This is a genomic window from Pseudomonas sp. Ps21-P2 (assembly GCF_039672565.1).
GTDB lineage: Bacteria > Pseudomonadota > Gammaproteobacteria > Pseudomonadales > Pseudomonadaceae > Aquipseudomonas.
This window is the reverse complement of the sequence record NZ_JBDFPL010000003.1, coordinates 91,901-117,337: the sequence shown is the minus strand read 5'-3', so window position 1 is coordinate 117,337 and position 25,437 is coordinate 91,901. Positions and strand designations below refer to the sequence as shown.

General features: G+C 55.3%; 25 protein-coding genes and 1 tRNA gene. 15 read left to right on the top strand and 11 right to left on the bottom strand.

The genetic code is table 11. From position 1 onward, the window contains the following. Nucleotides 1–157: 157 nt before the first annotated feature. Complete coding sequence (locus ABEH28_RS08170; protein ID WP_346629618.1) at nt 158–2,095, top strand: methyl-accepting chemotaxis protein; 1,938 nt, start codon at nt 158–160, stop codon at nt 2,093–2,095. Nucleotides 2,096–2,101: 6 nt separating this feature from the next. Here ABEH28_RS08170 and ABEH28_RS08165 read toward each other — a convergent pair whose 3' ends face one another. Together ABEH28_RS08165 and ABEH28_RS08160 are read right to left on the bottom strand one after the other, a co-directional pair. Then, nucleotides 2,102–2,665: a cysteine hydrolase family protein gene (locus ABEH28_RS08165; RefSeq protein ID WP_346629617.1), complete on the bottom strand. Its 564-nt coding sequence runs from the start codon at nt 2,663–2,665 to the stop codon at nt 2,102–2,104. 111 nt (nt 2,666–2,776) lie between these two features. Then, a complete protein-coding gene (locus ABEH28_RS08160; protein WP_346629927.1) occupies nt 2,777–3,700 on the bottom strand; it encodes a LysR family transcriptional regulator in 924 nt (307 codons plus the stop codon). A 119-nt stretch (nt 3,701–3,819) separates the two neighbouring features. On the opposite strand from ABEH28_RS08160, the gene ABEH28_RS08155 reads away from it, so the two are divergent. The 6 genes from ABEH28_RS08155 to ABEH28_RS08130 all read left to right on the top strand — a co-directional run bounded on the left by ABEH28_RS08155 (nt 3,820) and on the right by ABEH28_RS08130 (nt 9,062). Then, on the top strand, nt 3,820–4,569 hold the full coding sequence (locus ABEH28_RS08155; protein ID WP_346628291.1) for a 3-oxoacyl-ACP reductase family protein: 750 nt from the start codon (nt 3,820–3,822) through the stop codon (nt 4,567–4,569). Between the two features lie 164 nt (nt 4,570–4,733). Further along, nucleotides 4,734–4,823 (top strand) — tRNA-Ser (locus tag ABEH28_RS08150). 293 nt (nt 4,824–5,116) lie between these two features. Continuing rightward, nucleotides 5,117–6,304, top strand: coding sequence for a hypothetical protein (locus ABEH28_RS08145; protein WP_346629616.1), 1,188 nt, complete (start codon nt 5,117–5,119; stop codon nt 6,302–6,304). Then, nucleotides 6,301–7,029 carry a hypothetical protein gene (locus ABEH28_RS08140; RefSeq protein WP_346629615.1) on the top strand — a complete coding sequence of 243 codons (729 nt, stop codon included), beginning with the start codon at nt 6,301–6,303 and terminating at the stop codon, nt 7,027–7,029. Before ABEH28_RS08145 ends, ABEH28_RS08140 begins: the two co-directional genes overlap by 4 nt. Nucleotides 7,030–7,178: 149 nt before the next feature. Continuing rightward, a complete protein-coding gene (locus tag ABEH28_RS08135; protein WP_346629614.1) occupies nt 7,179–8,111 on the top strand; it encodes a hypothetical protein in 933 nt (310 codons plus the stop codon). 6 nt (nt 8,112–8,117) lie between these two features. Further along, complete coding sequence (locus ABEH28_RS08130) at nt 8,118–9,062, top strand: hypothetical protein (protein ID WP_346629613.1); 945 nt, start codon at nt 8,118–8,120, stop codon at nt 9,060–9,062. 269 nt (nt 9,063–9,331) lie between these two features. Here ABEH28_RS08130 and ABEH28_RS08125 read toward each other — a convergent pair whose 3' ends face one another. The 8 genes from ABEH28_RS08125 to ABEH28_RS08090 form a co-directional block, all read right to left on the bottom strand. Then, nucleotides 9,332–9,970, bottom strand: a complete 639-nt coding sequence (locus ABEH28_RS08125; RefSeq protein ID WP_346629612.1) for a recombinase family protein — start codon at nt 9,968–9,970, stop codon at nt 9,332–9,334. A gap of 947 nt (nt 9,971–10,917) precedes the next feature. Next, a complete protein-coding gene (locus ABEH28_RS08120; protein WP_346629611.1) occupies nt 10,918–11,229 on the bottom strand; it encodes a hypothetical protein in 312 nt (103 codons plus the stop codon). Between the two features lie 409 nt (nt 11,230–11,638). After that, a complete protein-coding gene (locus ABEH28_RS08115) occupies nt 11,639–12,877 on the bottom strand; it encodes a hypothetical protein (RefSeq protein WP_346629610.1) in 1,239 nt (412 codons plus the stop codon). 457 nt (nt 12,878–13,334) lie between these two features. Beyond that, nucleotides 13,335–13,532, bottom strand: a complete 198-nt coding sequence (locus ABEH28_RS08110; RefSeq protein WP_346629609.1) for a hypothetical protein — start codon at nt 13,530–13,532, stop codon at nt 13,335–13,337. Continuing rightward, nucleotides 13,529–13,789: a hypothetical protein gene (locus ABEH28_RS08105; protein ID WP_346629608.1), complete on the bottom strand. Its 261-nt coding sequence runs from the start codon at nt 13,787–13,789 to the stop codon at nt 13,529–13,531. The genes ABEH28_RS08110 and ABEH28_RS08105 overlap by 4 nt, the downstream gene beginning before the upstream one ends. Next, nucleotides 13,789–14,352 carry a hypothetical protein gene (locus ABEH28_RS08100; protein ID WP_346629607.1) on the bottom strand — a complete coding sequence of 188 codons (564 nt, stop codon included), beginning with the start codon at nt 14,350–14,352 and terminating at the stop codon, nt 13,789–13,791. The genes ABEH28_RS08105 and ABEH28_RS08100 overlap by 1 nt, the downstream gene beginning before the upstream one ends. Nucleotides 14,353–14,505: 153 nt before the next feature. Further along, nucleotides 14,506–14,916: a hypothetical protein gene (locus ABEH28_RS08095; RefSeq protein WP_346629606.1), complete on the bottom strand. Its 411-nt coding sequence runs from the start codon at nt 14,914–14,916 to the stop codon at nt 14,506–14,508. An 816-nt stretch (nt 14,917–15,732) separates the two neighbouring features. After that, nucleotides 15,733–17,196, bottom strand: coding sequence for a site-specific integrase (locus tag ABEH28_RS08090; protein WP_346629605.1), 1,464 nt, complete (start codon nt 17,194–17,196; stop codon nt 15,733–15,735). Between the two features lie 608 nt (nt 17,197–17,804). Between ABEH28_RS08090 and ABEH28_RS08085 the strand changes: the two genes are divergently transcribed. The 8 genes from ABEH28_RS08085 (at nt 17,805) to ABEH28_RS08050 (ending at nt 24,366) form a co-directional block, all read left to right on the top strand. Continuing rightward, nucleotides 17,805–18,299 carry a helix-turn-helix transcriptional regulator gene (locus ABEH28_RS08085; RefSeq protein ID WP_192175023.1) on the top strand — a complete coding sequence of 165 codons (495 nt, stop codon included), beginning with the start codon at nt 17,805–17,807 and terminating at the stop codon, nt 18,297–18,299. Nucleotides 18,300–18,366: 67 nt separating this feature from the next. After that, the gene (locus ABEH28_RS08080; RefSeq protein ID WP_346629604.1) at nt 18,367–18,801 is read left to right on the top strand and encodes a DUF4124 domain-containing protein; all 435 of its coding nucleotides are present in this window, start codon (nt 18,367–18,369) and stop codon (nt 18,799–18,801) included. A 190-nt stretch (nt 18,802–18,991) separates the two neighbouring features. After that, nucleotides 18,992–19,390 (top strand): nuclear transport factor 2 family protein, encoded by a 399-nt coding sequence (locus ABEH28_RS08075; protein ID WP_346629603.1) that lies wholly within the window; start codon nt 18,992–18,994, stop codon nt 19,388–19,390. 186 nt (nt 19,391–19,576) lie between these two features. Continuing rightward, nucleotides 19,577–21,079, top strand: a complete 1,503-nt coding sequence (locus ABEH28_RS08070; RefSeq protein ID WP_346629602.1) for a cytosine permease — start codon at nt 19,577–19,579, stop codon at nt 21,077–21,079. Between the two features lie 192 nt (nt 21,080–21,271). Then, entirely contained in the window at nt 21,272–21,565 is a 294-nt protein-coding gene (locus ABEH28_RS08065) for a DUF6388 family protein (protein ID WP_192175027.1), read from the top strand. A gap of 139 nt (nt 21,566–21,704) precedes the next feature. Further along, the gene (locus tag ABEH28_RS08060; RefSeq protein WP_122537869.1) at nt 21,705–22,394 is read left to right on the top strand and encodes a crotonase/enoyl-CoA hydratase family protein; all 690 of its coding nucleotides are present in this window, start codon (nt 21,705–21,707) and stop codon (nt 22,392–22,394) included. 152 nt (nt 22,395–22,546) lie between these two features. Beyond that, nucleotides 22,547–23,302, top strand: coding sequence for a 1-acylglycerol-3-phosphate O-acyltransferase (locus ABEH28_RS08055; RefSeq protein ID WP_346629601.1), 756 nt, complete (start codon nt 22,547–22,549; stop codon nt 23,300–23,302). Nucleotides 23,303–23,394: 92 nt separating this feature from the next. Next, nucleotides 23,395–24,366: a magnesium and cobalt transport protein CorA gene (locus tag ABEH28_RS08050; RefSeq protein ID WP_192175029.1), complete on the top strand. Its 972-nt coding sequence runs from the start codon at nt 23,395–23,397 to the stop codon at nt 24,364–24,366. 234 nt (nt 24,367–24,600) lie between these two features. Here ABEH28_RS08050 and ABEH28_RS08045 read toward each other — a convergent pair whose 3' ends face one another. Further along, the gene (locus ABEH28_RS08045) at nt 24,601–25,323 is read right to left on the bottom strand and encodes an amidotransferase (RefSeq protein ID WP_346629600.1); all 723 of its coding nucleotides are present in this window, start codon (nt 25,321–25,323) and stop codon (nt 24,601–24,603) included. Nucleotides 25,324–25,437: the final 114 nt, after the last annotated feature.

Below are 25,437 nucleotides of genomic sequence, written 5' to 3'. Positions count from 1 at the left end.
ATCCGCAACGCCCTCACATTCAGGCCCCAAGTGGCGCAAGGCCAGCCGCCCGGGGCAAGTTGACCACTTGATCAGCTCCGTGGCCCGGTAATTGCTCATGGCAAGCCATCAGCACTGTTCCGTTCTGGTTGTGCGCTTTGGTTTTGCGGAGTTTTCTATGCCTGTCTGGCGAAAGAGTATTCAGTGGCAGCTGACATTGAGCATGGGGGCCGCGTTGGTGATCAGCAGCCTGATCGTGATCGCCATCTACGCCTTCGCGCTGAACAAACTGACCGACCGCTACCTGTTGCAGCAGGCGATGCCAGCCAGCGTCGACGCGATCCGCAACGATCTCGAACGGTTACTGGCGGCGCCTCTGACGGCAGCCAGCGACATCGGTGACAACACGCTGGTCTCCGAATGGCTCGCCAACGGCGAGGATGCCGCCCAACAGCCTGCATTCATTCGTTATCTGGCGAAGGTGCAGCAACAGCACAACGCGCTGACGACCTTCATCGTCGCCAAGGACAGCGGCCACTACATCACCAACAAAGGCGCCGATCGCACCCTCCAGCGCGGCCCGGCGGAGAACGGCTGGTTCTACGGGTTTCTCGACAGCAACAAGCAGCGCTCGCTGGAGATCGATATTGATGCCACGACCAAGGTGCCGACGCTGTTCATTAATCAGCGCATCGAGCACAACGGCACCGTGGTCGGCGTGGCCGGACTGGGTTTCAGCATGAGCGCGCTGTCGCAGATGGTCCGTGACTTCCACTTCGGCGAGCACGGCCAGGTGTATCTGGTCAGCCAGGACGGACAGGTCAAGGTCCACCCGAACGCCGAGCTGAACGATCGCCAATCCCTCACCCAATTGGTGGGCGACGCTGCAGCGCGCAACCTGCTGGCAGGTAACGGAAACGGTCAGGCGCTGGAATTCGAACGCAATGGCGAGGCCTACGTGGCGGTCGCCAAACCCGTCGCCTCGCTGGGGTGGACGCTGGTGAGCGAGGTGCCACTGGCCGAAGTCTATGGCCCGGCCAAGGATGCGTTGAGGACCATTTCGGCGATCAGTCTGGCGGTGGTGTTGTGCTTCCTCGGCTTTGTCGCCTGGATTGCCCGCGGCATTGTCCGTCCGATCCAGCAGGTGACGACGGCGCTGGTGGACATCGGCGGCGGTCAGGGCGACTTGACCCGACGTCTGGATGAGAGCCGTGCGAACGAGCTGGGCGATCTGGCCCGTGGCTTCAATCGATTCATCGAAAGCCTGCGTTTGCTGATCGGCGATGCGCTCAGGACCAGCGAGCAATTGCGCCACAGCGTGGTGGACGTCACCCGCGTGGTCGACAGCACGTCCACCCGTGCGATGCAGCAACAGCAGATGACTGACATGGTCGCCACCGCTGTTCATGAAATGGGCCTGACCGTGCAGGAAATCGCGCGAAATGCGGGCGCCGCTGCCGACGTCTCGCGTAGTACCCATCAGGAAGCGATGTCCGCGAAAAAGGTGGTGGGTGAATCCCTCGGGCATATTCAGAGCATGTCCGACGGCGTCGGCACGGCGGCTGGCGCGGTGGAAACCCTGGCGACGCAGATTTCCACCATCGATCAGGTGCTCAGTGTCATTCGCAGCATCTCCGAGCAGACCAACCTGCTGGCGCTGAACGCGGCCATTGAAGCGGCCCGTGCCGGCGAGATGGGCCGGGGCTTCGCCGTGGTCGCCGATGAAGTTCGCACCCTCGCCGGCCGTACCCAGAGCGCTACCTCGGAGATCCAGCAAATGATGGGCGAGCTCAAGAGCGGCGCCGACCAGGCTGTCACCTCGATGCGCGCCGGACAAGCCGCGACCGGCACCGGCGTCGAAGCCAGCCGTCGCACCGGTAATTCGCTGGATGCGATTGCCGGCCATGTCGAAGAACTCACCGATCGCAACCAGCAGGTCGCCGCCGCCACCGAGGAACAGAGCACCGTGACGGAAGAGATCAACCGCAACGTGCAAGGCATTGCCGACCTGGCGCAATCAACGGTCAGCGATGTCAAAGCCTGTCGGGAAGATTGCCTGAAGCTGTCGGAACAGGCCGAACACCTTGGGGCGCAGATGGCGCGCTTCCGTCTCTGAACACGGTCACGGTGCGCAGGCGCGCAAAATAGCCTCGGTCGCCACCACCTGCGCGTACTCACCGTGCAGGTTGGCCAGCGACATGGCGTGGATGTCCCCGGCAGTGCGTGGCTGACCGAAGAAGTCCGCGCCGTCGAAGGTGAAGCAGGCGTCATGGGGCACGATGACCTCGAAACCGAGGTTGCCGCCGGTGCGCGCGGTCGACTCCACGGAATTGTTGGTCACCACGCCGACGATCACCACCTGATTGATTCCGTCCGCACGCAACCAACCCTCAAGTGCCGAATGGCAGAACGCATCGGGCACCTGTTTGTGCAGCTCGCCTTCGTCGTCCCACGGCATAAACGCCGGTTGAAACTCGACACCTGATTGCTGCGGCCAGAACACCGAGTCCGGTGAGCGGGAGAAATGCCGCACATGAATCACTGTGCGCCCGCTGTCGCGCCAGGCGCTTAGCAGTTCCAGCATCCGCTGCTCGGCGTCATGGTTGTTGCGCCGCCCCAGCTTGGGGTGGTTGATGCCCTGCTGCATGTCGATGAGGACCAGCGCGGCTTTGTGATGGATGTCCACTGCTCCTCCTTTCATGACTGGAGGGGCGTACCCCGCCTTGCTGATTGTTTGACGCTGAATTCACTGTGACCGCACTCCTACGGGGCTGCGTCAGCAGCTACTGTTCGCATATTAAAGGGCACTGAAATGCTGCGCCCATTGCTGTTCGGCGAACTGCTCGATGATGAAGTCGACGAATGCACGGGTCTTGCCCGGCAGTAGCTTGTGCCCACTGTAATAGATGGAAATGTTGCCGTCCTCGACATACCACTCCGGGAGCACCCGTTGCAGCGTACCGCTGCGCAGGTACGGCAGGGCAAACGGCATGCTCACCAGCGCGACGCCCAAACCCTGACTCGCCGCGCGGCAGGCAGCCTCGGAATCACTCAGGGTCATGCGCACCTTCATGCGCAACGGGCTTTGCTCATGACTGCGATGGCTCAACGGCCAGGACCGAATCCGCCCGGTTTGCGGCGAACGGATCAGAATGCCGTCACAGTCGTGCAAATCGTCCGGGTGCGCGATGCCTTCGTGGGCGTCCACCCATTCCGGCGACGCCACCAGCACGCGGTGAGCGGGCGCCAGGTTGCGCGCGACAACGCCCTGGGGCAGATCGAAGCCACCGCCGATGGCGGCGTCGAAGCCCTGCCCGATCAAATCCACTTGCCGGTTATCGAAATGCCAGTCGGGGGTGATAGCCGGGTAGCGCTGCAGAAAATCGGCCAGCAGCGGCACCACATACAGGCAGCCGAACATGGTGCCGACGCTAACTTTCAACGTGCCGGCGGGACTGCCCTCGGCGCTGGCCAGGTTGGCGACAGCGTTCTGGATGGTGTTGAGACTGGCGCTGACTTCGCCGAGAAACCGCTGGCCCGCTTCTGTGAGCGTCAACTTGCGCGTGCTGCGCTGGAACAGTCTCACGCCCAGCTTCGCCTCAAGTTTGGCGACGCTCTTGCCAACGGCGGCAGGCGTCAGGCTCAGGCGGCGCGCCGCCTCGGCAAAGCTGCCGACCTCGGCACTGCGCACGAAGCATTCGATGCTGTTGAAGTTCTCCATCGCACTCACTCACAACTTCCGGTTTACACAGACTATCTTGATTACCGGCTACCGCGCGGGTAATCGTCGGCAGATACTCGTGCCCATCCACCCACTCCTCACATTCACCGGAGATCGACATGACGCATCCCACCAATTTGATCGGCAAAACAGCACTGGTCCAAGGCGGCTCACGCGGCATCGGCGCTGCGATCGTCAAACGGCTGGTCGAACAAGGCGCAGCAGTGGCCTTCACCTTCGTCAGTTCGGAAGCCAAAGCGCAAGAACTGCAAGACAGCATCACCGCAGCCGGCGGCAAAGCCCTGGCCATCAAGGCCGACAGCGCCAACGCCGAAGACATCCGCAGCGCCGTCGCCAAGACCGTTGGAACGTTCGGCGGCCTCGACATCCTCGTCAACAACGCCGGTGTGCTGGCCATTGCGCCGCTCGACGAATTCACCCTCGAAGATTTCGACCGAACCCTGGCCATCAACGTACGCAGCGTGTTCATCGCCAGTCAGGAGGCGGCGCGGCACATGAAAGAAGGCGGTCGCATCATCAACATCGGCAGCACCAACGCCGACCGCATGCCCTTCGCCGGTGGCGGCGTCTACGCCATGAGCAAATCGGCGCTGGTCGGCCTGACCAAAGGCCTGGCCCGGGACCTCGGCCCGCGCGGCATCACCATCAACAACGTCCAGCCCGGCCCGGTCGACACCGACATGAACCCGGCGGACAGCGACTTCGCCGAAACACTGATGGGCCTGATGGCGGTCCCTCGCTACGGCAAGTCCGAAGAAATCGCCGCCATGGTCGCCTACCTCGCCGGCCCCGAAGCGGGCTACGTCACCGGCGCCAGCCTGACTATCGACGGCGGCTTCGGCGCCTGATCCCGGCGCTCTCGCCTTCAACGCAAAGCCCCGGACCTTTATGAGCACAAGGGGCTTCGCGCTTTTTGCTTAACCGCATGAAAATTCTGAAAAAAAGTTTTGCCTTCGCCAAAGCTTTCGACTACATTAGCGCGCCTCGACAGACTGAACGTCTGAAGAGATACGGTGAAGTGTCCGAGTGGCTTAAGGAGCACGCCTGGAAAGTGTGTATACAAGAAATTGTATCGAGAGTTCGAATCTCTCCTTCACCGCCACATTAAAAAACGCCTGTAACTTCAACGAGTTACGGGCGTTTTGCATTCTGGGTTGTACCACTCAATTGTACTACTAACCGCTCTCCATCATCCCCGTCCTAATGCCTCATCCCTCCTCCTAACGCATCCGCCCGCCCAGACTCCCCAGCGCGCCCTGCTCCGACCACACCCAATCCCGCATTACCGCGCTAAAGGCTGCGTTGTCTTACTACTGAATTGGCTCCGTGGTGGCGATGGCGAATCCCACACATCTTGTGCCAAGATAGAAATTCTTAAGACAGGGAGGTGACGCAGTGTTTTTAAAATCGTTGGCGTATCACGAGAACGAAGGGAAGCCCACATACTGGTCTTTGCAGAAAATGAGCTTCGGGCATATCACGTTGCTCGTTGGCAAAAATTCAAGCGGGAAAACTCGGGTCTTAAATGTTATTTCGGCACTTGCGGGAATACTAGCAGGACGAATGGGTGGCTTCAATAGTGGGACTTGGGACGCAGGGTTCACGAGACCTAAAGGGGAAAGCCAAGAGAAACAGTCATATAATGTCTCGATTGCGAACGGTATAATTGTTAACGAGTTCTTTAGGGTTAAAAATGTAGCTGTGATGCGAAGGGACGAAACTGGAGACGGTTATGTTATACGTCGCAACACGGATAATAAAGTTCAGTACAAGGTCGACGTCAATCAACTCATGGCGGTAGTCAGGAGCGACGCATATCAGCATCCCCAATTTGATCACTTGAAAAGGTGGGCTAAAACCGCGTGCCTTTATAGATTCGGCTCGGATTTTGGTAAAACGACATTCAGTGGCTCGGCCATTACCCCACCAGACCCATCGGCGATGTTAGATGTGAGTTCAATGGTCGACAATGTCGGACATGTGTTCGCTAATACCAACGCTAGATTTAAGTCGGACTACCGAGACGCTGTGGTCAACGCAATGCAAGATATTGGATACGAAGTTGATGACATAATGCTCGTGCCTATAGCCACAGTTATCGTCAATGGCAGTTCGCCTATGGCTTTAGCCGTGAAGGAAAGAAGTGTGAACTGCTATGTTACTCAGGACTCACTGTCCCAGGGCATGTATCGAGCGTTAGCTATCATCGTGCAATTCACTGCCAACATATTTTGGACAAGAAGCACAATGGTCGGCAGAGAACCCAAACTGGGTGACAGTCCACTTATCTTGATTGATGACATAGGCGAGGGACTTGATCATGAACGCTCTAGAAAACTGATACAGCTACTTATGAACCAAGCGCTGGAGCATAAAATTCAGTTAATCATGTCCTCCAACGATCGGTACGTGATGAACTATGTATCTTTGGAATACTGGTCTGTATTAAAGCGTAAGGGCTCCGTCGTTCAGTCGATTGACCATACAAATTCACGTGAGACCTTTATAGATTTTGAGTATTCCGGCTTAAGCAACTTTGATTTCTTCTCAGGGGAGCATTATGTAAAGGATAGTGCGCAATGAGGAAAGTAGCTATATTTGTAGAAGGCCAAACTGAACTGCACTTTGTCAACAAATTAATTTTGGAAATTGCTGGCTATGGAGTGGCTCGTGTGGAGCTATGGATACACCGAGGCGGCGCTTACTCTAGGCTCAGAAGTGAAGGCGCTCCAGAAGATGTTGCAGATGTGCTGGTTATGTTGGTTAATTGCGGCGGTGATGGCTCCGTTAAAAGCTCAATTATCGAGCGCCGGGAAATGCTAGCAGCAAAAGACTTTAGCGTAATTATGGGCCTTCAAGATTTATTCCCTAAAGGAATCGGTGATAAAGCAAGATACGAGGCAGGTCTGGCTGAGGGCCTCAACTTCCCGGGACAAACCATTCAAATTTTCCTAGCTGTTGCTGAGGTCGAAGCTTGGTTTCTTGCCGAATCTACACACTTCCAACGAGTCGACCCTTCCTTAAGCCTACCCCGAATAATAGCCGAGGTCGGAGTGGACCCTTCGAGCCCGACCATTGAAAATGAGGTCCCACATCCCACTAACCAGATAAAGAAAATCTATGCGCTGGCAAACAAACCTTACCGGAAAAGAGAGGCAGAAACTCACCGAATAGTCTCTCAACTTGACTTTGATGAAATATACACAACTGTTAGGTCTGTATCTGATTCCTTGGACGCTTTTATTTCCGGCATAGAAGCTGCACTTTTCGTCCCCGGTGCAAAAGTGAATTCGTTAGCATCCGGCTGAAGTGGTACTTGCTTTGTACTGCGGAGGATGCGGTTCTACGACTCAGCCTCCTTGAAACCTTGATATTTCGCGAGTTGAAAAACCGGTAGAACTCGCGATACATCTACTCAACCTGTATAATACCTTCGGCATCATAACGAGATGAATCAATGAAATGGCTGGACTTTGACCCCCACGTTACTTTTTTAAAGTTAAAATCTGTGGCGTACGTTATTATCACAATCCTTGTCTCTGCGTTACTAATTACACTTACTATCTTGGTATTCACTCCGAACTTGAAATTCAACCCCTCAAGCGAGGGTTGGAATAATGCAATTGAAATATTTAAGTTTCCTTTAGGGCTTCTGGCAGTATCCATTCCGCTGATCGCGCTATTCGCTGCCAATCATCGTTCAGTTCAGTCCAAGGCTCAGATGGAGCTGACCCAGTCTCAAATAAAGCTTAGTAACATCCAGCTAGAACTTACCCAATCTAACAATCATTTAACGAATTATTACAAACATGTGGATGAGTTTCAGAAGTACCTTGAAACCCACGTAAACAACCTTGAATTCATAGATGGGAATAAAGCTCAAGTAGCATACCCAAGAAAACTTCATAAGATGATTTTCCCCGGCGCTAAGCGTGGAGCCCTAAAGGTGGATGAAGACTTTATCAAAGTGCTTTGCTCAGATATGGAGAGGGTGATTGCAGCAACTGATGTATTCCGTGGGGAGAAATACGAAAACCGTGCCACTCATCTCCACATACTCAACGTGAAAATCGACCGATTAGCTAAGAAGTATCAGGTGACAGGCCACAGGAAAAATGGCGTACCACAGATGACGGAGATGAACGGTGAGCTTGTGGGCACCGCCACCATTAGTGATTTTTTGTACCCTTTTGGGCTAGTAAGTACCGTGATAACTGAGTCATTGTTATTCGATGAGTCGTTTGAGGCTCCACCACTCATTGATCAGATCGCTAGATTTGACTGGCAGAATGTAAGGCCTGACAAGAAGATAAGTAATTCAATGAACTATCATTTTGACCATCTGCTAGCAGACGACGCAACGATAATGGCTGAGAATGAAGGGATTTGATAATACATGTACGTCGCAGCTGACTCCGACCGCGCAGTGGTAACTTCCTCTTCCCTGAATAAGGACGGATATGACGAGATGGCCATAGACTACATAAGGGAAGAGCTTGATAGACTTGCGTCTAAGTTGTCGCAACTCAATCAGCACAAGTCACAAGCGAACAAGATATACGCAGAGCATCACAAGGCAATTCAGGAATTCCACGACCAGCTACCAGAGTGGGCGCTTGAGTTTCAGTACGGGATGGAACATCCATTCCATTTCAGGTGCCCATCAACCGGCGAAGACCTCACGCACAACGCACCGGCGTTATCGCTGGAGGATCGCTTAGAACTGAATCTGCTTCAGAAACTGAAGACGTATCAGTGGCTTTTGGTAGAGGCGTACGAAGCCTTTGAAGACTTCGTCGAAAGAGCCTACGCGTATTGCGGCCTTGCTGGGATCGGCATATGGAAGCGTCCAGTTGACTGGAAACACGAGGGTTCGCACGACATCCAGCGCTACCATCAACTCCCGACAAGGAAGGACCGGAAGCCGTACGCACAGCTTAGAGAGTTTCGAAGAGCGTCGAAGCATTTCGAGCATTTCGAATCCGAAAACCCGACGGGGGCAAATTACAGGGTGATACTCGTTCTGGTCGAAAAACTAAGGCACTACATTGTCCACAATGGCGGATACTACGACGATGCTGGAACCCTAGCAGGCAGAGTGCATCAAGAGTTGCCGGATATGGACATGAAAAGCGTAATGGGGTTCGTGAACTCGTTCTTCATACCCCACGGCCACGGCAAGATAGTTGACTTGCTCGAATACCCTACGGACCCAGAGAAAACCAAGTCATTAGCGACATTTCATGATCCGATGCTTGGGTTCTTCAGAAATCTGATGGAGTACGGCCTCCTGATTTTCCAAACCATTCACATGGAGATCGAAGCGCGAAAGCATCAGTAAAAGTCTTCTGGGAATACCAATCCCCCGCCGCGAGCAGATCGCATGTGAAAGGCGATTGACTGTGCAGCCAGAAAAAATAACGTGGGCCCTTGGAGACATCCGCAAAGCTATCAAACACAAGCCGAACCGGCCTCGTGGCAAAGCTCCAAACGGACCCACTAATAAGTCTCTCAGTTGTTAAAGAGCGATGCCGCCAGGAGGCCCTGTAGGGCCAGATGGTGAGCGTTCATACGTTGCACCTCCTCGGGTGTCGTCTGTTGCAGTGATGCTTAGGCTTGATCCTGAGCGGTCTTGGCTTCACGTTTGATCCTGTACACCGTAGCTACGCCACATTCAGCAAGCTTGGCCACGTCATCGGCGGTCATGTCCGGGTGCTTAGCTACAAGCGAATACACCTTCTTCCAGAGGTCAATGTTCTTCGTCTTACCTGTCGGCTTCCACTCGGGATCGGCAGCCTTCTTGTTCTCGATACCTTGCTTGATCCGCTCAACACGCTTTTCTTGGTCCAGCCGTGCCATGGTTGCCATCAAGTCCAACAGCATGTTGTTGATCACTTCCATAATCTGCCCGGTGATGCCTTTGTCTTGCACCAGCATATGGCTGGTGGGCAGGTCAGCGATAACCAGACGCAAGCCCTTCGCCTTGATCGTAGTCTTCAGCACTTCCCAATCGTCCTGTGACAGCCTCGACAAACGATCCACGCTCTCGCAGAGAAGGATTTCGCCTGACTCGGCGGTCTCCAGCAGGCGCATAAGTTCGGGCCGCTGAAGCTTGGTGCCGCTGATGTTCTCGGCATACACGCCAACTACACCCAAGCCTTTCTCAACCGCAAACGCTTCAAGAGCCACCTTGGCACGGTTCGCGTCTTGGTCCTTGGTGCTGGCTCGGAGGTAGAGGTGGGCGTTCATGGCGACTATCCTTTGGCGTCTATTTCGATAGGCCAATGATAATACGATCATATAGGTATCACCTAACCCTTTATGATAGCGCCCGACATACGGTTATCGCACTACCATATGAGTAGACCTAAACGATAGGTGTGAATGTCCCCGCCTTGACTGTGCGGCATCGGCAATTCGCTCGGCAACGATACATCCGTCTACTAATGCGACAGTGACGTGGCCCTGATCCCTCAGATACAACAGCGCAGAGAAGTCCAGCGGGTGCACCTTGGTAGCGCCGCCATGGGGCAATGATGCCAACAGCTTGAGTGCCTGAGATTCCGACATTGGGACGCGCTCTGATCAGGTAGTGGCGATTTGTCACTAAGATAGAACGATAGTTCCCTAACGGTCGTTGGGATGTCGAGATTGTGTCGATTTTTGATTCTGGAAGCGCTTTTTGATCGTTAGCTTGTTGCTAATAAACTCCTTTGAAAGCGTCCAGCTTAGCAGTTTGATAGCACAGGCCCCGCCGTTGCTAGGCTAGAGGCACGTTAACCACGTGCTACAACTTTCGAGCATGCGTGAAAACCTCATTCGAGTGCATCGTTTTGAGCGTTCTACGATAGTTTCTGAGGGTTTATGCTGAGTTAAATTCAGGAGGAAAGTATGGACGCTGAACAGCAAATCGAAGCTTGGAATGCCCGGTGGGCGATTGTTGCCGGGAGAATGGTTTGCATATCCTGTATGCAAAGTCAGGCGCTGGAAGACTGCGAGACACCTTTTAACCATGCACCGGAATGCAAGGCCGCTACTGGTGGAGACCAACAGCCATGGGCAGACCTACATAGTGTTTTGGATATGCACAGGGGTTAACGCCTATAGGTCTGCACAGTATTAATAGGAGGTTTACAGCGTATAAAATCTGACGCTGTAAACCCAGCCTACCAAGGTCAGCTAAATTACCTCAACGATTAGCTCCCCGTGTATGACGAATAGACACCGGATTTCTTGACTATCCCGCCCGATACTGCTCTTGCGTTACCAATCTGAGCTACATAGGTAATCGCATCAGGTTTATATTCTTTTGTAGCAGCTAGAAGAGTTGACGAGATATAATTTACTACTTTATCCGATTCTGCTTGAGTGTAGTTATCGAAGCGAAGCGTCCAGACAGTATCAACTTTATCCCGCTTGATCCAATTCTTGGCTGCAATATCCTTATAGAAATCACCGCGTGTATCTTCGCCATTTACATAATCTAGGGACAGCATCACATGCAGCATTAGACGTTTCCTTGTGTGGTACTGAGCTACGAAAATTAGCATCAGGTCGTTGTGGGAGACCTAAACTTACAACCGATTCGAGGAATGTGCAAGACAGATAAATGCGTTTTAAGATAATGCAGGAGCATAATAACTATGCCAGCTTTCTACATAATAACTATCTCGCCTGTTTAGCGATGACATAGTTATTATTAGAGGCCCTACACTGCGTTAAGCAGATAGCTCGATAGCGCCGCTATCGTTTGTAACGTTTTGTAGCGATAGAAATTGGCTGGAAGCCACAGGGAATAGGGCTTGTAGCGTGTTTATAGCTGGTGGGCGCCCTACTCAAAGAGTATAGCAGTGACCTTGCTGCTTTCTTCGGGCTAACAAGAAGCCCCCACCATTGCTGGCAGGGGCTTGATCGTCGTTACCATGGAACAGGGTCATAGCTTGTGTCGGGCTCGATGTTGAACAAGACAGGAACGATGTCAGCTTGTTGGCCGTCCAGCGTTTCAGCAAACGACACTGAGAACGCTGGTGATTCGATTCTGGCGAGTAGCACAGGGAAACGAATCGGCTTGTATGCTGGAATACGTTCTTTACGAGCTGGCCTTTCGTACACAGTACCGAGCACTGGATCAGGACTGTCATAATCCATAACCTTAGTGTTGCGTTGCACGTAGGCATCAATGACGTGTTGCACATCGTCTACGGCCTTGCCGTGGAGTAGATCGAACAAGGCTTGTTCGAAGTCCTTGTCTGCCACTTCATCTGTCGAACGAAGGCGTAGGTACTGGAGGTAAGGCAGGTCTTCGAGCACTTGCGACAACTCTGGACGATATTGGGCGTGACGCTCTAGCTCCATAACCAGTACGGCTACAGGTGAATACTTCACCGTCTTTGGTGACCATCCCTTAGCTTCCTTGCCTTTGAGCTGTGATTGCAGAACACCTAATTCGACTGGCGTCATCGCGTCCAACTGCTTCAAGTGACGGGCATGCACCGGGTCAGATGGGTTCAGGAACTCACGTAGCCAGCGTAGAAGCTCGTTGTGGCGTGTAGGTCTGATCTTGCCCCGCTTTACCACTTCATCAACCAGCGGTTTGCCAAGGTAGTCAATTAGACGCTCCAGCACATCGCTATCGCGTTCGTTCTCATGCACGGCATGACGAGGGTGACAGTCTGAACGGGCGATGCGGCGCCCCCAGCCGAAGTAGTTTGTCCCGTGGGCCTTGTTTGGCTTCTTGGGACTAAGCACCAAGTTATCGGCGTAGTACATTCCGATGTGGCGTTGACCTTCTACAGGAGCGATGTGGGAAAGCTCGAACAGGCGCACCGTTCCGTATTGGTTGCACTTGAAGGCCAGAGTTTGAAGCTGGATCACTTCGAGTAGCGATTGGGCTGTGTGGCCCTTGAGCACTTCCAGAGTTCCTGCACGTTTACATTCCAACACAAGGCGATAGAACGGCGCTGAGTGGCGAGCCTTTTCGATACGGTCAACTTTAGGGCGTTTGCTGTTGGCAGTTTTACGAGAGCATTGCACGGAACAATACTTCTTAGTGGCGGTGGGAGTGGTGAACACTTTGGAGCATTTGGTACATCTACGGCTGTAGCGCTTCTTTTTTGGCTTCTTAGCCTTGGTTGTAACTGGTGTTGCTTGTTTCATTTATTGCTCCAATCAGGATAGCGGGAATGGGATAGATGGTCATGAATGCCTGACGGCATGAACTACTACAGAATGGGCGGATACGCTTTGATGCGTAGACATGACCACACTTCTTGCATGTGCAAACTTTCATGCTGCGAACCTCTCGAAGGGAATAGCGGGATTACCGTCAGGATGTGCAACTACCCAACGGCGAAGGCAGTGGACATTGGTCACTTCTCTAACGATGTAGCGTTTACGTGTTGATCCGATCAATGTCATGGCGGCTGACATCGCCGCCCCTTGTGATGTGAATTCGTATGGCGAAGCCATGGAATGTTCTCCTGTTCGAGTAAGATGATGTTGTATGCCGGGCATACATTTGTAACGTGTAAATGGCTTGAAAGCCTTATGTAGCAAGGGTTACAGCGTCATGGCACCATTATCAAAGATAACAGCAGTGGCGTTGCCACGGCCTTTAAAGTGGCTTCAGCGAGAATCCAGCAAGAATTTCAGCCAGAACCATTGACTCAGGCTTACCAGCGAAAATGCCACGAAGCACGATGCTGGAAAAGATCGGGAATGTCTGAGCGACAGGGGTTCCGAACTTTTCCGAAACGTATGTACGGGCAGCGGACTCGTAGTCCGGTTGTTGCATGATTTGTTGATAGTTCATTGATTTGACTCCCGCTTGATTACCCAATCACCTTTCCTCCCAACTCCCGGCAAATTTGCCGGAAGGATGAACGACTGGAATGGAAAGCGACTATTTGCTTTGTTGTGCTCGTTGCATGCAGTGAGTACATAGTCCTCGCCATGCTCGCTGGCTTTCATCACTAGTGTCCATGTTGTCTGCGACTTTTGCACCGGCACTTCAACCGGCAGTGTTTCAGGCGCCCAGCGGCGCCTTAGAATGAGTTCGAGGTTATCCATTAAGCAGCCTCGCCGTTTTCATTCAACTTACCTTTCTGAATCAAAGTGGCACGAAGCTTGTCTCTGCTTTCCTGCATTTCAGCTCGAACCTTATCTGCAAGTGCCTTTTGTGCAGCGAGTTGTTTCTCTTGCTCCTTTCGAGCAGCAGCGGCAAGGGCAATCTCGACTTGCCTCTCAATCTCTTGCGCCTGAGCGGTTTCAAGGTCTTTGAGGTACTGCACTTTCATACCAGCGAAGATATCGTTTAGTTCAGCCGCTTGTTGCTCCGCTGGCTTAATCACATGAATCTGAATCAGTACCACTCCGCCAGCAGTGCCCACAAGGTGGAAGCTTTCCAGCGGTGATTCCACTGGTAGAGGTGTGTATCCTTCGGACCGAAGTTCGTGATATTTTTCTGCTGCCGATTGGCAGCCTTCAATCATGAATTCGACAATGGCGCCCTTGGCGTTCAAGTGTTGTGGTTTCTCGATTGTTGCTTCGTAGAAAATTCTCGCTTGATCGCACATACGATCAAAAGTGCTCTGCGAAAATACATTTTGCAGCGGGGTGTTCTGGCTTTCCATGATAGTTCTCCTAAAAAGGGTAATTGCCTAAAGGTAGGCTGTGATATTGCGAAATTGAGACTTTTAAGCTCCGTATTACGTCGCGTGTAGGCGTGCAAAAGCTGCAAGTGACACTACGCCCTTACTTGCATGTTCTGATGCCCTGTAAGGCCATCAGAAGCCGTACAGCTTGAGGTATGCACGAGCAGCTACAATGCCCATCGGAATTGCATCATGTAAGTCATACTCATCGGCGTCAGGGTGGTTGCGAATCCAAGTTAGGATGTATTCTTCTCGGTCTTGCACCGAGACGGACTGCTCCGCTCTTGTACGCTGGGATGCGGGTTTGGCATTCCCAGTATTGCCTTTCGGCACTTGATCGGTGATGTGTGCCGACTTCTTCATCAACTCGCCGATGTCTAATAGGGTTTCGTGGTCCCTACTTAGATGCTTATCGTAGAACGCAAGGGATTGTTCGTTGGCAAGGACAAAAATTTTTAGCGGTGTATCAACTGGCGTGTAGCTGGTAGCAATGACTCCGACAACAAGGTTGCTGGGGCGATTCACGATAAAGTAATTGCTCATAGGTTTTTAGCTCCATAGAAGTTCCTCTTTTTATGGTGGGGTTGGGTTAGGCAGTAACTTATATGTGTGGGTTTGCCTTTTTTCGCAGTAATGCACGGTCACAGTCTAGGCTACAAGTTGTCAGCCGGCGCCTCTCTGGGAAGCTTCGCCTACATATGACGCAGCGTGGACAGGGTATTTTCAGCATGCTGGTAATTCCTACTCTATTTGAGTTTGTTGTTTGATACGCTGGCGGTAAAGATTCGTGTAGCACTTCACTCCACATGTTGGAGTTGAAGTTGTGCGCTGTGTAGCTACAGGCTTGCCGCATACGGCACAAGGTCTGTATCTGATGAGGCTTCGTTTCGCAGGCAAGGGATTACCTCCTTCTGGGTAGGTGGTTGCATGATCGTTTGTTTGCAAGATTAAGGATGAAACGCATAAAAAAGCCGAACCCGAGAGTTCGGCTGAATGGAGTGTCGAGGCCAACACCACCAAGGATTTATACCCTGCCCAGAGGATCGAGGCTTTTAGCACGGGTCATGCTACGAACAGTGAAGGGCTGTTCTGACAGTAGCGGCCCAACCCACTGCTAGAGGTTGCTGAAGGCACCGTAATTGCCTTGACCTATCACGCCCAAACGCAACTACTCGAAGGAGACGAGATTGGTTCAGATGTTTGAATTTGGGAAAGTGTAGGTTGTTGCAGATGATGTCGCGTATGAGATACAGAATCGGAAATGTTCTTTGTCTTTGTTTACCTATTATACCATCCTTTTGCCTCTTTGCATAGCCCCATGTCGCATATGTCGTTGCTTTTGTCTCTTATACCGCTTGATTATTGTTTCGGAAGCAGAGCTAACTTTTCTATCGCTGCTAGTTTCTGAGCTGTGCTGGCGCCCTTACTGTAAACGCCGTGCGTCACGGACTTACTTTCATGGCCTACTAGTTCTTGAACGATGGCCTCCGGCACATCTCCACGCAACAGCGCAGTGACAACGCCATGCCGAAACCCGTGGAACACGTGCAGCGGACCAAAGCCTGCTTTCGTCCTGAGCTTGCCAAACTCTTTGGAAAGATTGTGAGACCGCTTGCCGTACTTGTCCTTACTGTCGCTTGGGATCAAGAATCCATCGACGGACGCTTTGCACAGACGCTCTACAACCGGGAGAAGGCTCGGATGGACTGGGACCAGTCGTTCAGAGGCTTTAGACTTTGAGCGCGGGAAGTTAAAACACTGGACTCCCTCGACCGTGATTACATCCGTAGTCTTGAGCTGGCAAAGCTCCTCGACGCGACCACCCGAATACCATCCCAACAAGATCAAATCAGCGAGTGGAGCATTTCCGGCTAGGTTTGCAGCCGTGTGGAGCTTGTGAGCCTCCGCCGGTGTGTAAATTTGCCGCTCTGCACCGGAGGTTTTCTTGCCGCCGCCCTGTGGCAAGTCATGACCTTTAAAAGGGTTTGCTTTGTCTTTGAAATCCACACGCCAGCCAGCGTCGTATTTCATGGCCCAATCCCAAAATGAGGTTCCAGCCATTAGATGCTGATTGAGCGTCGCGGGGGCTCGATCCATTGATAGCAGCCAAGCGTCGATGCTATCGAACTCAAGCGGCAACGACTTTTCCTTAAGAAAATCTGATAAGCGAGTCATTCGGGTCACTTGCTGGTCAACGTGCTTCTGCGCCCCTCCCCGGCTCTCTCTGAATGTCCTGTAAGCGTCCAAGCGCTTGGGTGTGATAGGCGAGGAAGACTTGTAACTGGCGGGACTCGCCAACACACCTCTTACTTCGGCCTGCTTATCCAACGGAAGGTCGTATGCCCGGGTGAGCTGCGACGGAATTAGCCCAGTAATACCCTTACTGAGTTTGTCCATCAGCTCAATCTTTCCTGTTAACCCCCTCTCAAGATGTTCACGGACGAAAGACTCAAACGCGGCAACGAATCTAGGATTTCCCATCATTCTGGCTTGTACCGCAGGATCAATCTCAGGAAGCTTTGGTGCAGCTTCACCGATCAGCGCTCTCTTTTGACCTTGGAACATCTCAGTGATAATGCTCTGAGTTAACAGCACATCATCCTGCCAGCCTTCGGGGAGGGGGCGCCCTGCTCTGGCTGCCGCAATCCTAGCCTTCCACGCGCCTACAATCGCGTGCTTACGATCCATCGCCACCTTTCGCGATCCAGTCTCCAGCGACTTCACGAGCACTTTGCAACCTAGCTTTCCCTGCACATCAGCGGGCACAGCAAGGCGGCAGTACCAGTTGGACTCACCTTTCTTTTGAATCAAATTATCTGGCATAGGAGTCCGTCGTAGGGTGGTCAATGAAGGGGATTGTACTACTCAATTGTACTACTATGCGCACTGTAAGCCTTGTAGTACGGAGCTTTCAGGCTCAAAGGGTAGGTTTATTCGAATCTCTCCTTCACCGCCACATTAAAAAGATCCCCGCAGCGCTTATGGCGTGCGGGGATTTTTGTTTGTGTCTCTCGACAAATTTCGTCTATGTGGGAGTGAGCTTGCTCACGAAGACGGCATGTCGACCGCCAGATCTTCTCCGGCCAAAACTTCTCTTCGCGAGCAAGCTCCCCCCCCCCCCCCAGTTCCTGCATCGACTGGTAGACCAGTGATGTGTCTGCTCTTGCCCCGAGCCACCCCACCCAGCAAACGACCACGTGACCCCACCCACCGGACTAACTAGAATCGTCCCGCGTTGATTTTTCCACGCAAAGCGTCGGAAAAATCGCCATTTGGGTGTCTGAGCAGCTAAGGTCTACCCGTCGTACTGTGTGAATGAATTCAATTCCCGTACACGACTAGCGCTACACACAAAAAAACAGTCCGTATTCCGGCCCCCATTGCGCACCCGCGAGAGACACACGCAGGGTGCGAATTCGCAGGAGAAGGTGATGAATGGCATCGGTAAACGTTTGCGCCAAGAAAGAAAACGTCTGAAATTGACACAAAGCGCACTGGGCGCCATCGGTGGCGTGGAAGCCAACGCTCAGGGGCATTACGAAAGCGGGCAGCGACTGCCCAGGGCGGATTATCTGTTCAAGATCGCCGCCGCCGGCGTGGACATTACCCGCGTCGTCACGGGAGTAGAGGCCTCGGCCCGCGTTGAATTGCCCTCGTTTTCGACGATGCAGACCCATGAGGAGTCGGAGAGTGAAGCCGATCTCGACAGCTCGGAAAGCATGGTGAAAATCATCAGCCAATTGCGCCAGAGCCTGTGGATCACGGCGAATGCGTTGTGCGAAGTGACCCGACTGGTTGACTCCGAAGCGCCGCGCTCGAGCGCCGATCATGTCGAAGATCACCTGAAGGTGTTGCAGGGCGACGCTGACATGTTCGCGGCCCTGGCGTTGGCGAAAGTCCAGAAAGCCGCCCACGAAACCCACTGATCCCGATCAGGGTCACTGACAACTGCACCTTCCGGATGGTAGCCTTGCGCCATCCAGGGAGGTTTCGATGATCCGATTTCCAGCATTGTCCGCAGCGGTCATCACGTTGCTGTTGTGCGACGTGACGCACGCCGACGTATTCAAGTGCGTCGCCGGCAACGGCGCGATCAGTTTCGCCCAAAGCCCTTGCCCGACCTACGTGGGCGAATCCACAGCTCTGCGCCCGCCTCCGTCTCGACTTTCCAGCGAATGGGAGGAGACCGACTTCCCCTATCGCCTGAACAAGAACGCTACCGAGATTTTGCAGGTCAGCCGGCGCAGAAAGTTGATCATCACCAACGAGCGTGAAATTGCCGACCGGCTGCAAAGCATTCGCCCGCCGCCCCCTGGCCTGCCCTCGACGTGCGTCGCCCCTCGCTATGAAAGCGCCTGCTTCGATCCTTCCGGCGGCCGTGTTCGTCAGCCCGTCAAAAGCGGCCTGATGAAATCCTCGGGAAACTGACTGCGCACCGCTGCTCACCACTTGCAGCTTGTCGCTTGTCGCTTGTCGCTTGTCGCTTGTCGCTTAAGGCTTGCCGCTCACCATTACTTCTCAATTTTCTGAACTAAGTTTTTACCGGCGCCGATGTGACGCCCCGTGAGAGCTGCTTACAGTCGGGCCCCATCGCCAGAATCACAAAAACGAGCCGGCCATGACCTCCACCGACACCCGCCACGACGCCGTTCAACACGCCGCACAAGCGCTGATCGACGCGTTCGCCCGCAACGACACCGAGGCCTACTTCGCCGCATTCGCCGAAGACGCCACCTTCCTCTTTCACACCCTCCCCGCCCCCCTGCTGTCCCGCGCCGCTTACCGCGATGTGTGGGCGGGCTGGCAGGCAGACGGCTTTGCGGTGCTTGGTTGCCGATCGCGCAACGCGCACATCAGCGTCCAGGGTGATGTGGCGATTTTCATGCACGACGTGGACACCCACGTCCGCTTCGGCGATGAAGAAAGCCATTTCAGCGAGCGCGAAACCATTGTCTTTCGGCACTATGGCGCCCGCTGGCTGGCCTGCCACGAACACCTGTCGGTGAAAACGGGCTAGCCCGGACGTGCCATCAAATGGCGAGTGGCCCTGAGAGGCTGCCGCCCGCACAACGCACTGCTTGACCTGCTTCATGGTCGCAATGCCGACCACTGCCAATGCCACGATCGGGTTCACCGGTCGCGATAACGGGCCAGCGCTTGTGCGCCTGCCTTATAACAACACGACAGCGCGCAGGAACATCCCATGGCTCACCCCACCACCACGATCGAAACCTTCGGGGTCGAACAGATCCCTGACCATCAGCGCGACGCTGCGCCCCTCGACCTGTTTCGTCTGACCTTCGGCGGCGCCAACACCTTCGCCACGGCAGTGTTGGGCAGCTTTCCGGTGCTGTTCGGCCTGTCGTTCCAGGCCGGCGTCTGGTCAATCCTGCTGGGCGTGGTGCTCGGGTCGATCATCCTTGCACCAATGGGTCTGTTTGGCGCCCTCAACGGCACCAACAATGCGGTTTCTTCCGGCGCGCACTTTGGCGTTCACGGGCGCATTGTCGGCTCGTTTCTGTCGCTGCTCACGGCGGTGGCGTTCTTCTCGCTGTCGGTCTGGAGCTCGGGCGATGCGTTGATCGGCGGCGCCAAACGCATGGTCGGCCTGCCGGAAAACGACTTCACTCTGGCGCTGGCCTACGGCGTTTTCGCCGTGCTGGTGTTGGTGGTGTGCATCTACGGTTTCCGCTTCATGCTGTGGGTCAACAAGATCGCGGTGTTCGCTTCAAGCCTGTTGTTCCTGCTCGGCCTCTTTGCGTTTAGTGGCAGCTTCGATGCGGGCTTCGCCGGCACGGTCAATCGTGGCAGCGAGGGCTTCTGGGCGGCATTCATCGGAGCGGCGCTTCTGGCGATGAGCAATCCGGTGTCGTTCGGCGCATTTCTCGGTGACTGGTCGCGCTACATCCCACGCCAGACATCGAAAAAACGCATCATGGCGTCAGTGTTTCTGGCACAGATCTGCACGCTGATTCCGTTTCTGTTCGGCCTGTGCACCGCGACCATCGTGGCCACCCAGGCGCCGCAGTACATCACCGACAACAACTACGTCGGCGGCCTGCTGGCAGTCTCGCCCAGCTGGTTCTTTCTGCCGGTGTGCCTGATCGCGATCATCGGCGGGATGTCGACCGGCACGACGTCGCTCTATGGCACCGGGCTGGACATGTCGAGCATGTTTCCGCGCCTGCTCAATCGTGCTCAGGCAACGATTCTGATCGGCATCGCGGCCATCGCCTTCATCTTCATCGGCCGTTTCGCATTCAATCTGGTGCAAAGCGTCTCGACCTTCGCGGTGCTGATCGTCACCTGCACCTCGCCGTGGATCGTCATCATGGTGCTCGGCCTGATCGTTCGCCGTGGCTTCTATCACCCGGCGGACCTGCAAGTGTTTACGCGGGGTCAGAGCGGTGGCCATTACTGGTTCGAACACGGCTGGAACTGGCGCGGCCTGGGCGCGTGGCTTCCGAGCGCGGCGGTGGGCCTGTGCTTCGTCAACTTGCCGGGGCAGTTTGTCGGTCCACTGGGCAATCTGGCGGGCGGCATCGACATCAGCCTGCCGATCACCCTTGGCCTGGCCGCGCTGCTGTACATCACCTTGCTGCGCACCTTTCCGGAACCGGTCGGGGTGTATGGCCCCCACGGCCCTCACCCGCTGCTGGGCGATAACGCACACCGCAATGTGAAGAAGCCGATGGCGATCGGTTGATATTCCGACGCCGTTGACCGAGGGCTCGCTGCAAAGCGGGCCCCTTTTGTTCGGCGGCCTGCGCACGGGGCTACCCCGACCGACGGGGCGTGTGCCGCTGGCGCCAGTGATTTACATCACGCACAATCGCCCCTCACCTCAGCATCCACCCACAGCAACACGTCAGCTCGACCCACAGGAGATCACCCCCGCATGAACGCAAACGACTGGACCGAAGCTGCCTTGGCGAAGTACATCGTGACCAATCCGATGTTGCAGGCTGAAATCCAGGATTTGAGCCCGAAAGAGCAGCAACAGCAGACCCTCTGGGCCTTCGAAGACGAAGCCGAAAATCTGGGGATCCCGACCTGGGAGCTGGCGCTGACTTTCATTGCCGAAACCCCCGAGCAGTTGAAGGAGTTGCGCCTTGCTGCACACAAGGAAGCGGCCGAGGCACTGGACATGGACTGGGAAGAGTACTGCGAACTGAACGAAGTCGAGGCTTAACCGCGCGCTCTCCGCTCGATCTCAGGGTCGCCAGGCCTGGCGACCCGCCCCCTGACTTGCCAGTCATCCTTTGCGCTTTACCTTGCCCTGCCGGGTGGGTAACGTCTGCGCCACTTCAAAACAAAAAAGGACTCGCTCCATGAGTGATTTGGTCGCCTATCAACTGGATGACGGCGTTGCGACGCTGACCCTGGCCAACGGCAAGGTCAACGCCATCAGCAACGAGGTGGTCGCCGCGTTCAATGCCGCACTCGACCGCGCCGAGCAGGACCGCGCCGTGGTGATCATCACCGGCCAGCCGGGGATTCTCTCGGGCGGGTACGATCTGAAAATCATGACCTCGTCGCCGGAAGCCGCCATGGCCCTGGTCGCCGAAGGCTCCACGCTGGCGCGGCGCATGCTGTCGTTCCCGTTCCCCGTGGTGGTCGCGTGCGGCGGTCATGCTGTCGCGAAAGGCGCCTTCCTGCTGCTGTCGGCGGATTACCGCATCGGCGTTGAAGGTCCGTTCAGCATTGGTCTGAACGAGGTGCAAATCGGCATGACCATGCACCACGCCGGCATCGAACTGGCCCGTGACCGCCTGCGCAAAAGTGCCTTCGGCCGCTCGGTGATCTGCGGCGAAATGTTCGACCCCAAGGGCGCGCTGCAAGCCGGCTTCTTCGACAAAGTGGTCGCCCCGGAAGAACTCACCGAAGCCGCGCGCACCGTCGCGCTGCAGATGAAGAAGATCAACATGCGCGCCCACAAGCAGACCAAGTTGAAAGTGCGCAAGGAATTCCTCGAGACCCTCGACCGGGCCATCGAGCTGGATCGTCAGATCCCGCTCTGAGGCATCACCGACAAGGCGCTGCATTCCCCTGCAGCGCATTCCCCCGAAACATCCCGTTAAATTCCTGACCCTCCGCCCGGCCCGTGGCCGATTGCCGATTCCAGTGCACATCCGTACACTGCGCGGCTTTTCGCCTACCGGGTGGTTTTTGCATGCTGTTTGTAATGCGTATGTTGTTGATGGGCCTGCACTTTCTTGTCGCTGGCGCGCTGGGGCTTTTGCTTGGCGTGTGCCGCCCGTTCAACCCTGACAACAGCCGCCTGTGTGCTCGCCTCTACGCCCTCCCCGCCATGGGGATTCTCGGGCTGCGCCTGAATGCGCAGCTCAGCCCGCAGTTCGAGCACGCCAGGCCTTGCGTGATCATCTGTAATCACCAGTCCAATTACGATCTGTTTGTCCTCGGCAACATCGTGCCGCCGCGCACGGTCTGCATCGGCAAGAAGAGCCTCAAGTGGGTGCCGTTCTTTGGCCAGCTGTTCTGGCTGGCGGGCAACGTGCTGATCGATCGCGGCAACCCGCAGCGGGCACGCCGCGCCATTCTCCAGACCACCGAAACCCTGCAGCACAAAGACACTTCAATCTGGGTGTTCCCCGAAGGCACGCGCAACGAAGGCGCGGAATTACTGCCGTTCAAACGCGGGGCTTTTCAGATGGCGATCGAGGCCGGCGTGCCCATCGTGCCCGTGTGCGTAAGCACGTACGTGCGCAGCATGGATTTGAATCGATGGAACAGTGGCGAGGTGATCATCCGCACGCTGCCCGCGATCCCGACAGCGGGCCTGACCAGCGAAGACATTCCGCAGCTCATCGGGCTCTGTCACGGCCAGATGCAGACCTGCATCGCCAGCATGGACGCGCAGGTCCGCGGGTCCGCTGCTGCCATCCGAACAGACGCTGAACAGCACTGAAAAAACCTGCGAACTCGTTTAAATCCGCCGACTCTGATCTGGGAGCGCGCTAAGCTGCGCGTCAGTTCTCCCTAAAAGAAGAAGCAGACATTATGGGTCGAGTGGTTGCCGCTGCCGTTTACAGTGCCGGAAAGAAAGTCACCAACATCTCCCTCGACGAAGGCGCGGCCTGGGCGGCGAAACCTGGGCATTTCGTCTGGATCGGCCTTGAGCAGCCAGACCTCGAACAACTGACCACGCTGCAGCGGCAGTTCAATCTGCACGAACTGGCCATCGAAGACGCGCTGGAAGTCCACAGCCGGCCGAAACTGGAGACCTTCGGCGACGCGCTGTTCATCGTGACCTACGCGCCGATCCGCGAGAACGGCAAGCTGATCTTCATCGAAACCCACATCTTCGCGGGCAAGGGCTACGTCATCACCTCGCGCAACGGCGATTCGAAGTCCTACGGGGTGGTACGTCAGCGCTGCGAGGCTCGGCCATTGCTGCTGGAGCACGGGGAAGACTTCGTCCTGTATGCGCTGCTGGATTTCGTCACCGAGAACTATCAGCCGGTCACCGAATCGATTCACTGCGAGCTGGAAGAGCTTGAGCACAACGTGCTGCGCAAGGACCTCAACGAAGCCGACATCCACCGCATCCACGCCCTGCGTCGTGACCTGCTGCGCCTGCGCCGTTACGTGGCGCCGATGGTGGAGATTGGTGAAGAGCTGCAGAAGCTCAGTTTCCCCTTCATCGACAAGAACATGCGCCCCTACTTCCGCGACGTGGAGATCCACGTCAAACGGCAGATGGAAGACCTCTCCAACCTGCGCGACATCGCCAGCCAGACCATCGAAATCAGCCTGCTGCTGGAGTCTTCGCGGCAGAGCCTGACCCAGCGCAAATTTGCCGCCTGGGCCGCGATTCTGGCATTCCCCACCGCCATCGCCGGGATCTACGGGATGAATTTCCAGAACATGCCGGAGCTGACCTGGCATTACGGGTATTACATGGTGTTGGGCGTGATCGTCGGCGGGTGCGGGATTTTGTTCGCGAGCTTCAAGCGGTCGGGTTGGCTTTGACGGGTTGGCGCGCCATGGTATTGAATCTTCAATGACTTACCGGGTGCTCCCACGGGGCTCGGCGTGGGAACTGACGAACTCTTAATCTGTGGGAGCGAGCTTGCTCGCGAAGACGGCGTTTCAGCCGCCGTAGATGTAGCGGATGCTCCAGCCTCTTCGCGAGCAAGCTCGCTCCCACAATTGATCGTTCGGCAGATGCACCTGCGTGGTTGCAAAATGAGCGCAACCGCGATGTCAGTTCACCGGCCGCTTGTTCGCCACAAACCGCATCATCCATTCCGCCACCGCCGTGCCGTGGTGGTCTTCTTCCAGGCTGGCGATGCCCTTCCCGTAGACCTGCTCACCCAGCGCGTCCTGACGGATGTCGAGCAAGGTGCGCGAGTAGTCGTGGATGAATTCCGGATGACCCTGGAAGCACAGCACCTGATCGTTGATGTGATACGCGGCGAATGGGCAGAACTCACTGGTGGCAATGACCGTTGCGCCTTCGGGCAACGCCGTGACCTGATCCTGATGGCTGATCAGCAGCGTGAGTTTGTCCAGCGCCGGCGTCATCCATGGCTGGGTCGGTGAGAGGTTGTAGTGATGAATGCCGACGCCCCAGCCTTGGGATGCGCGCTCGGTCTTGCCGCCCAGCAGCAGCGCCAGCAATTGATGGCCGAAACACACGCCCAGCAATTTGTCGCCGCGCTTGTAGCGTTCGAGCAGATACGTCTTGAGGGTTTCGATCCATGGATCGGTGCCGAAGGAATCGGCCTTGGAGCCGGTGATCAGATAGGCGTCGAATTGCTCGTCATCCGGCGGGTAATCGCCCTGCATGACGTTGTAGACGACGAACTCCGCAGGCACCGGCTGTTGAGCAAAGAGTTTTTCGAACATCCGCCCGTAACCCTGGTATTGATCGACCAGCTCCGGGCGAAGTACGTCGGTTTCCAGAATGCAGATGCGTAACGACATAAAAATTCCTGAAGCGACAAAGCGAAAATGCGTGGGCTCAAGCCTGCCTTGAAGGCCGGGGCAAGGCAAGGCCCAGTTGTGGCCGCGCGCGGTCTTCAACTGAACCCCGGCTGT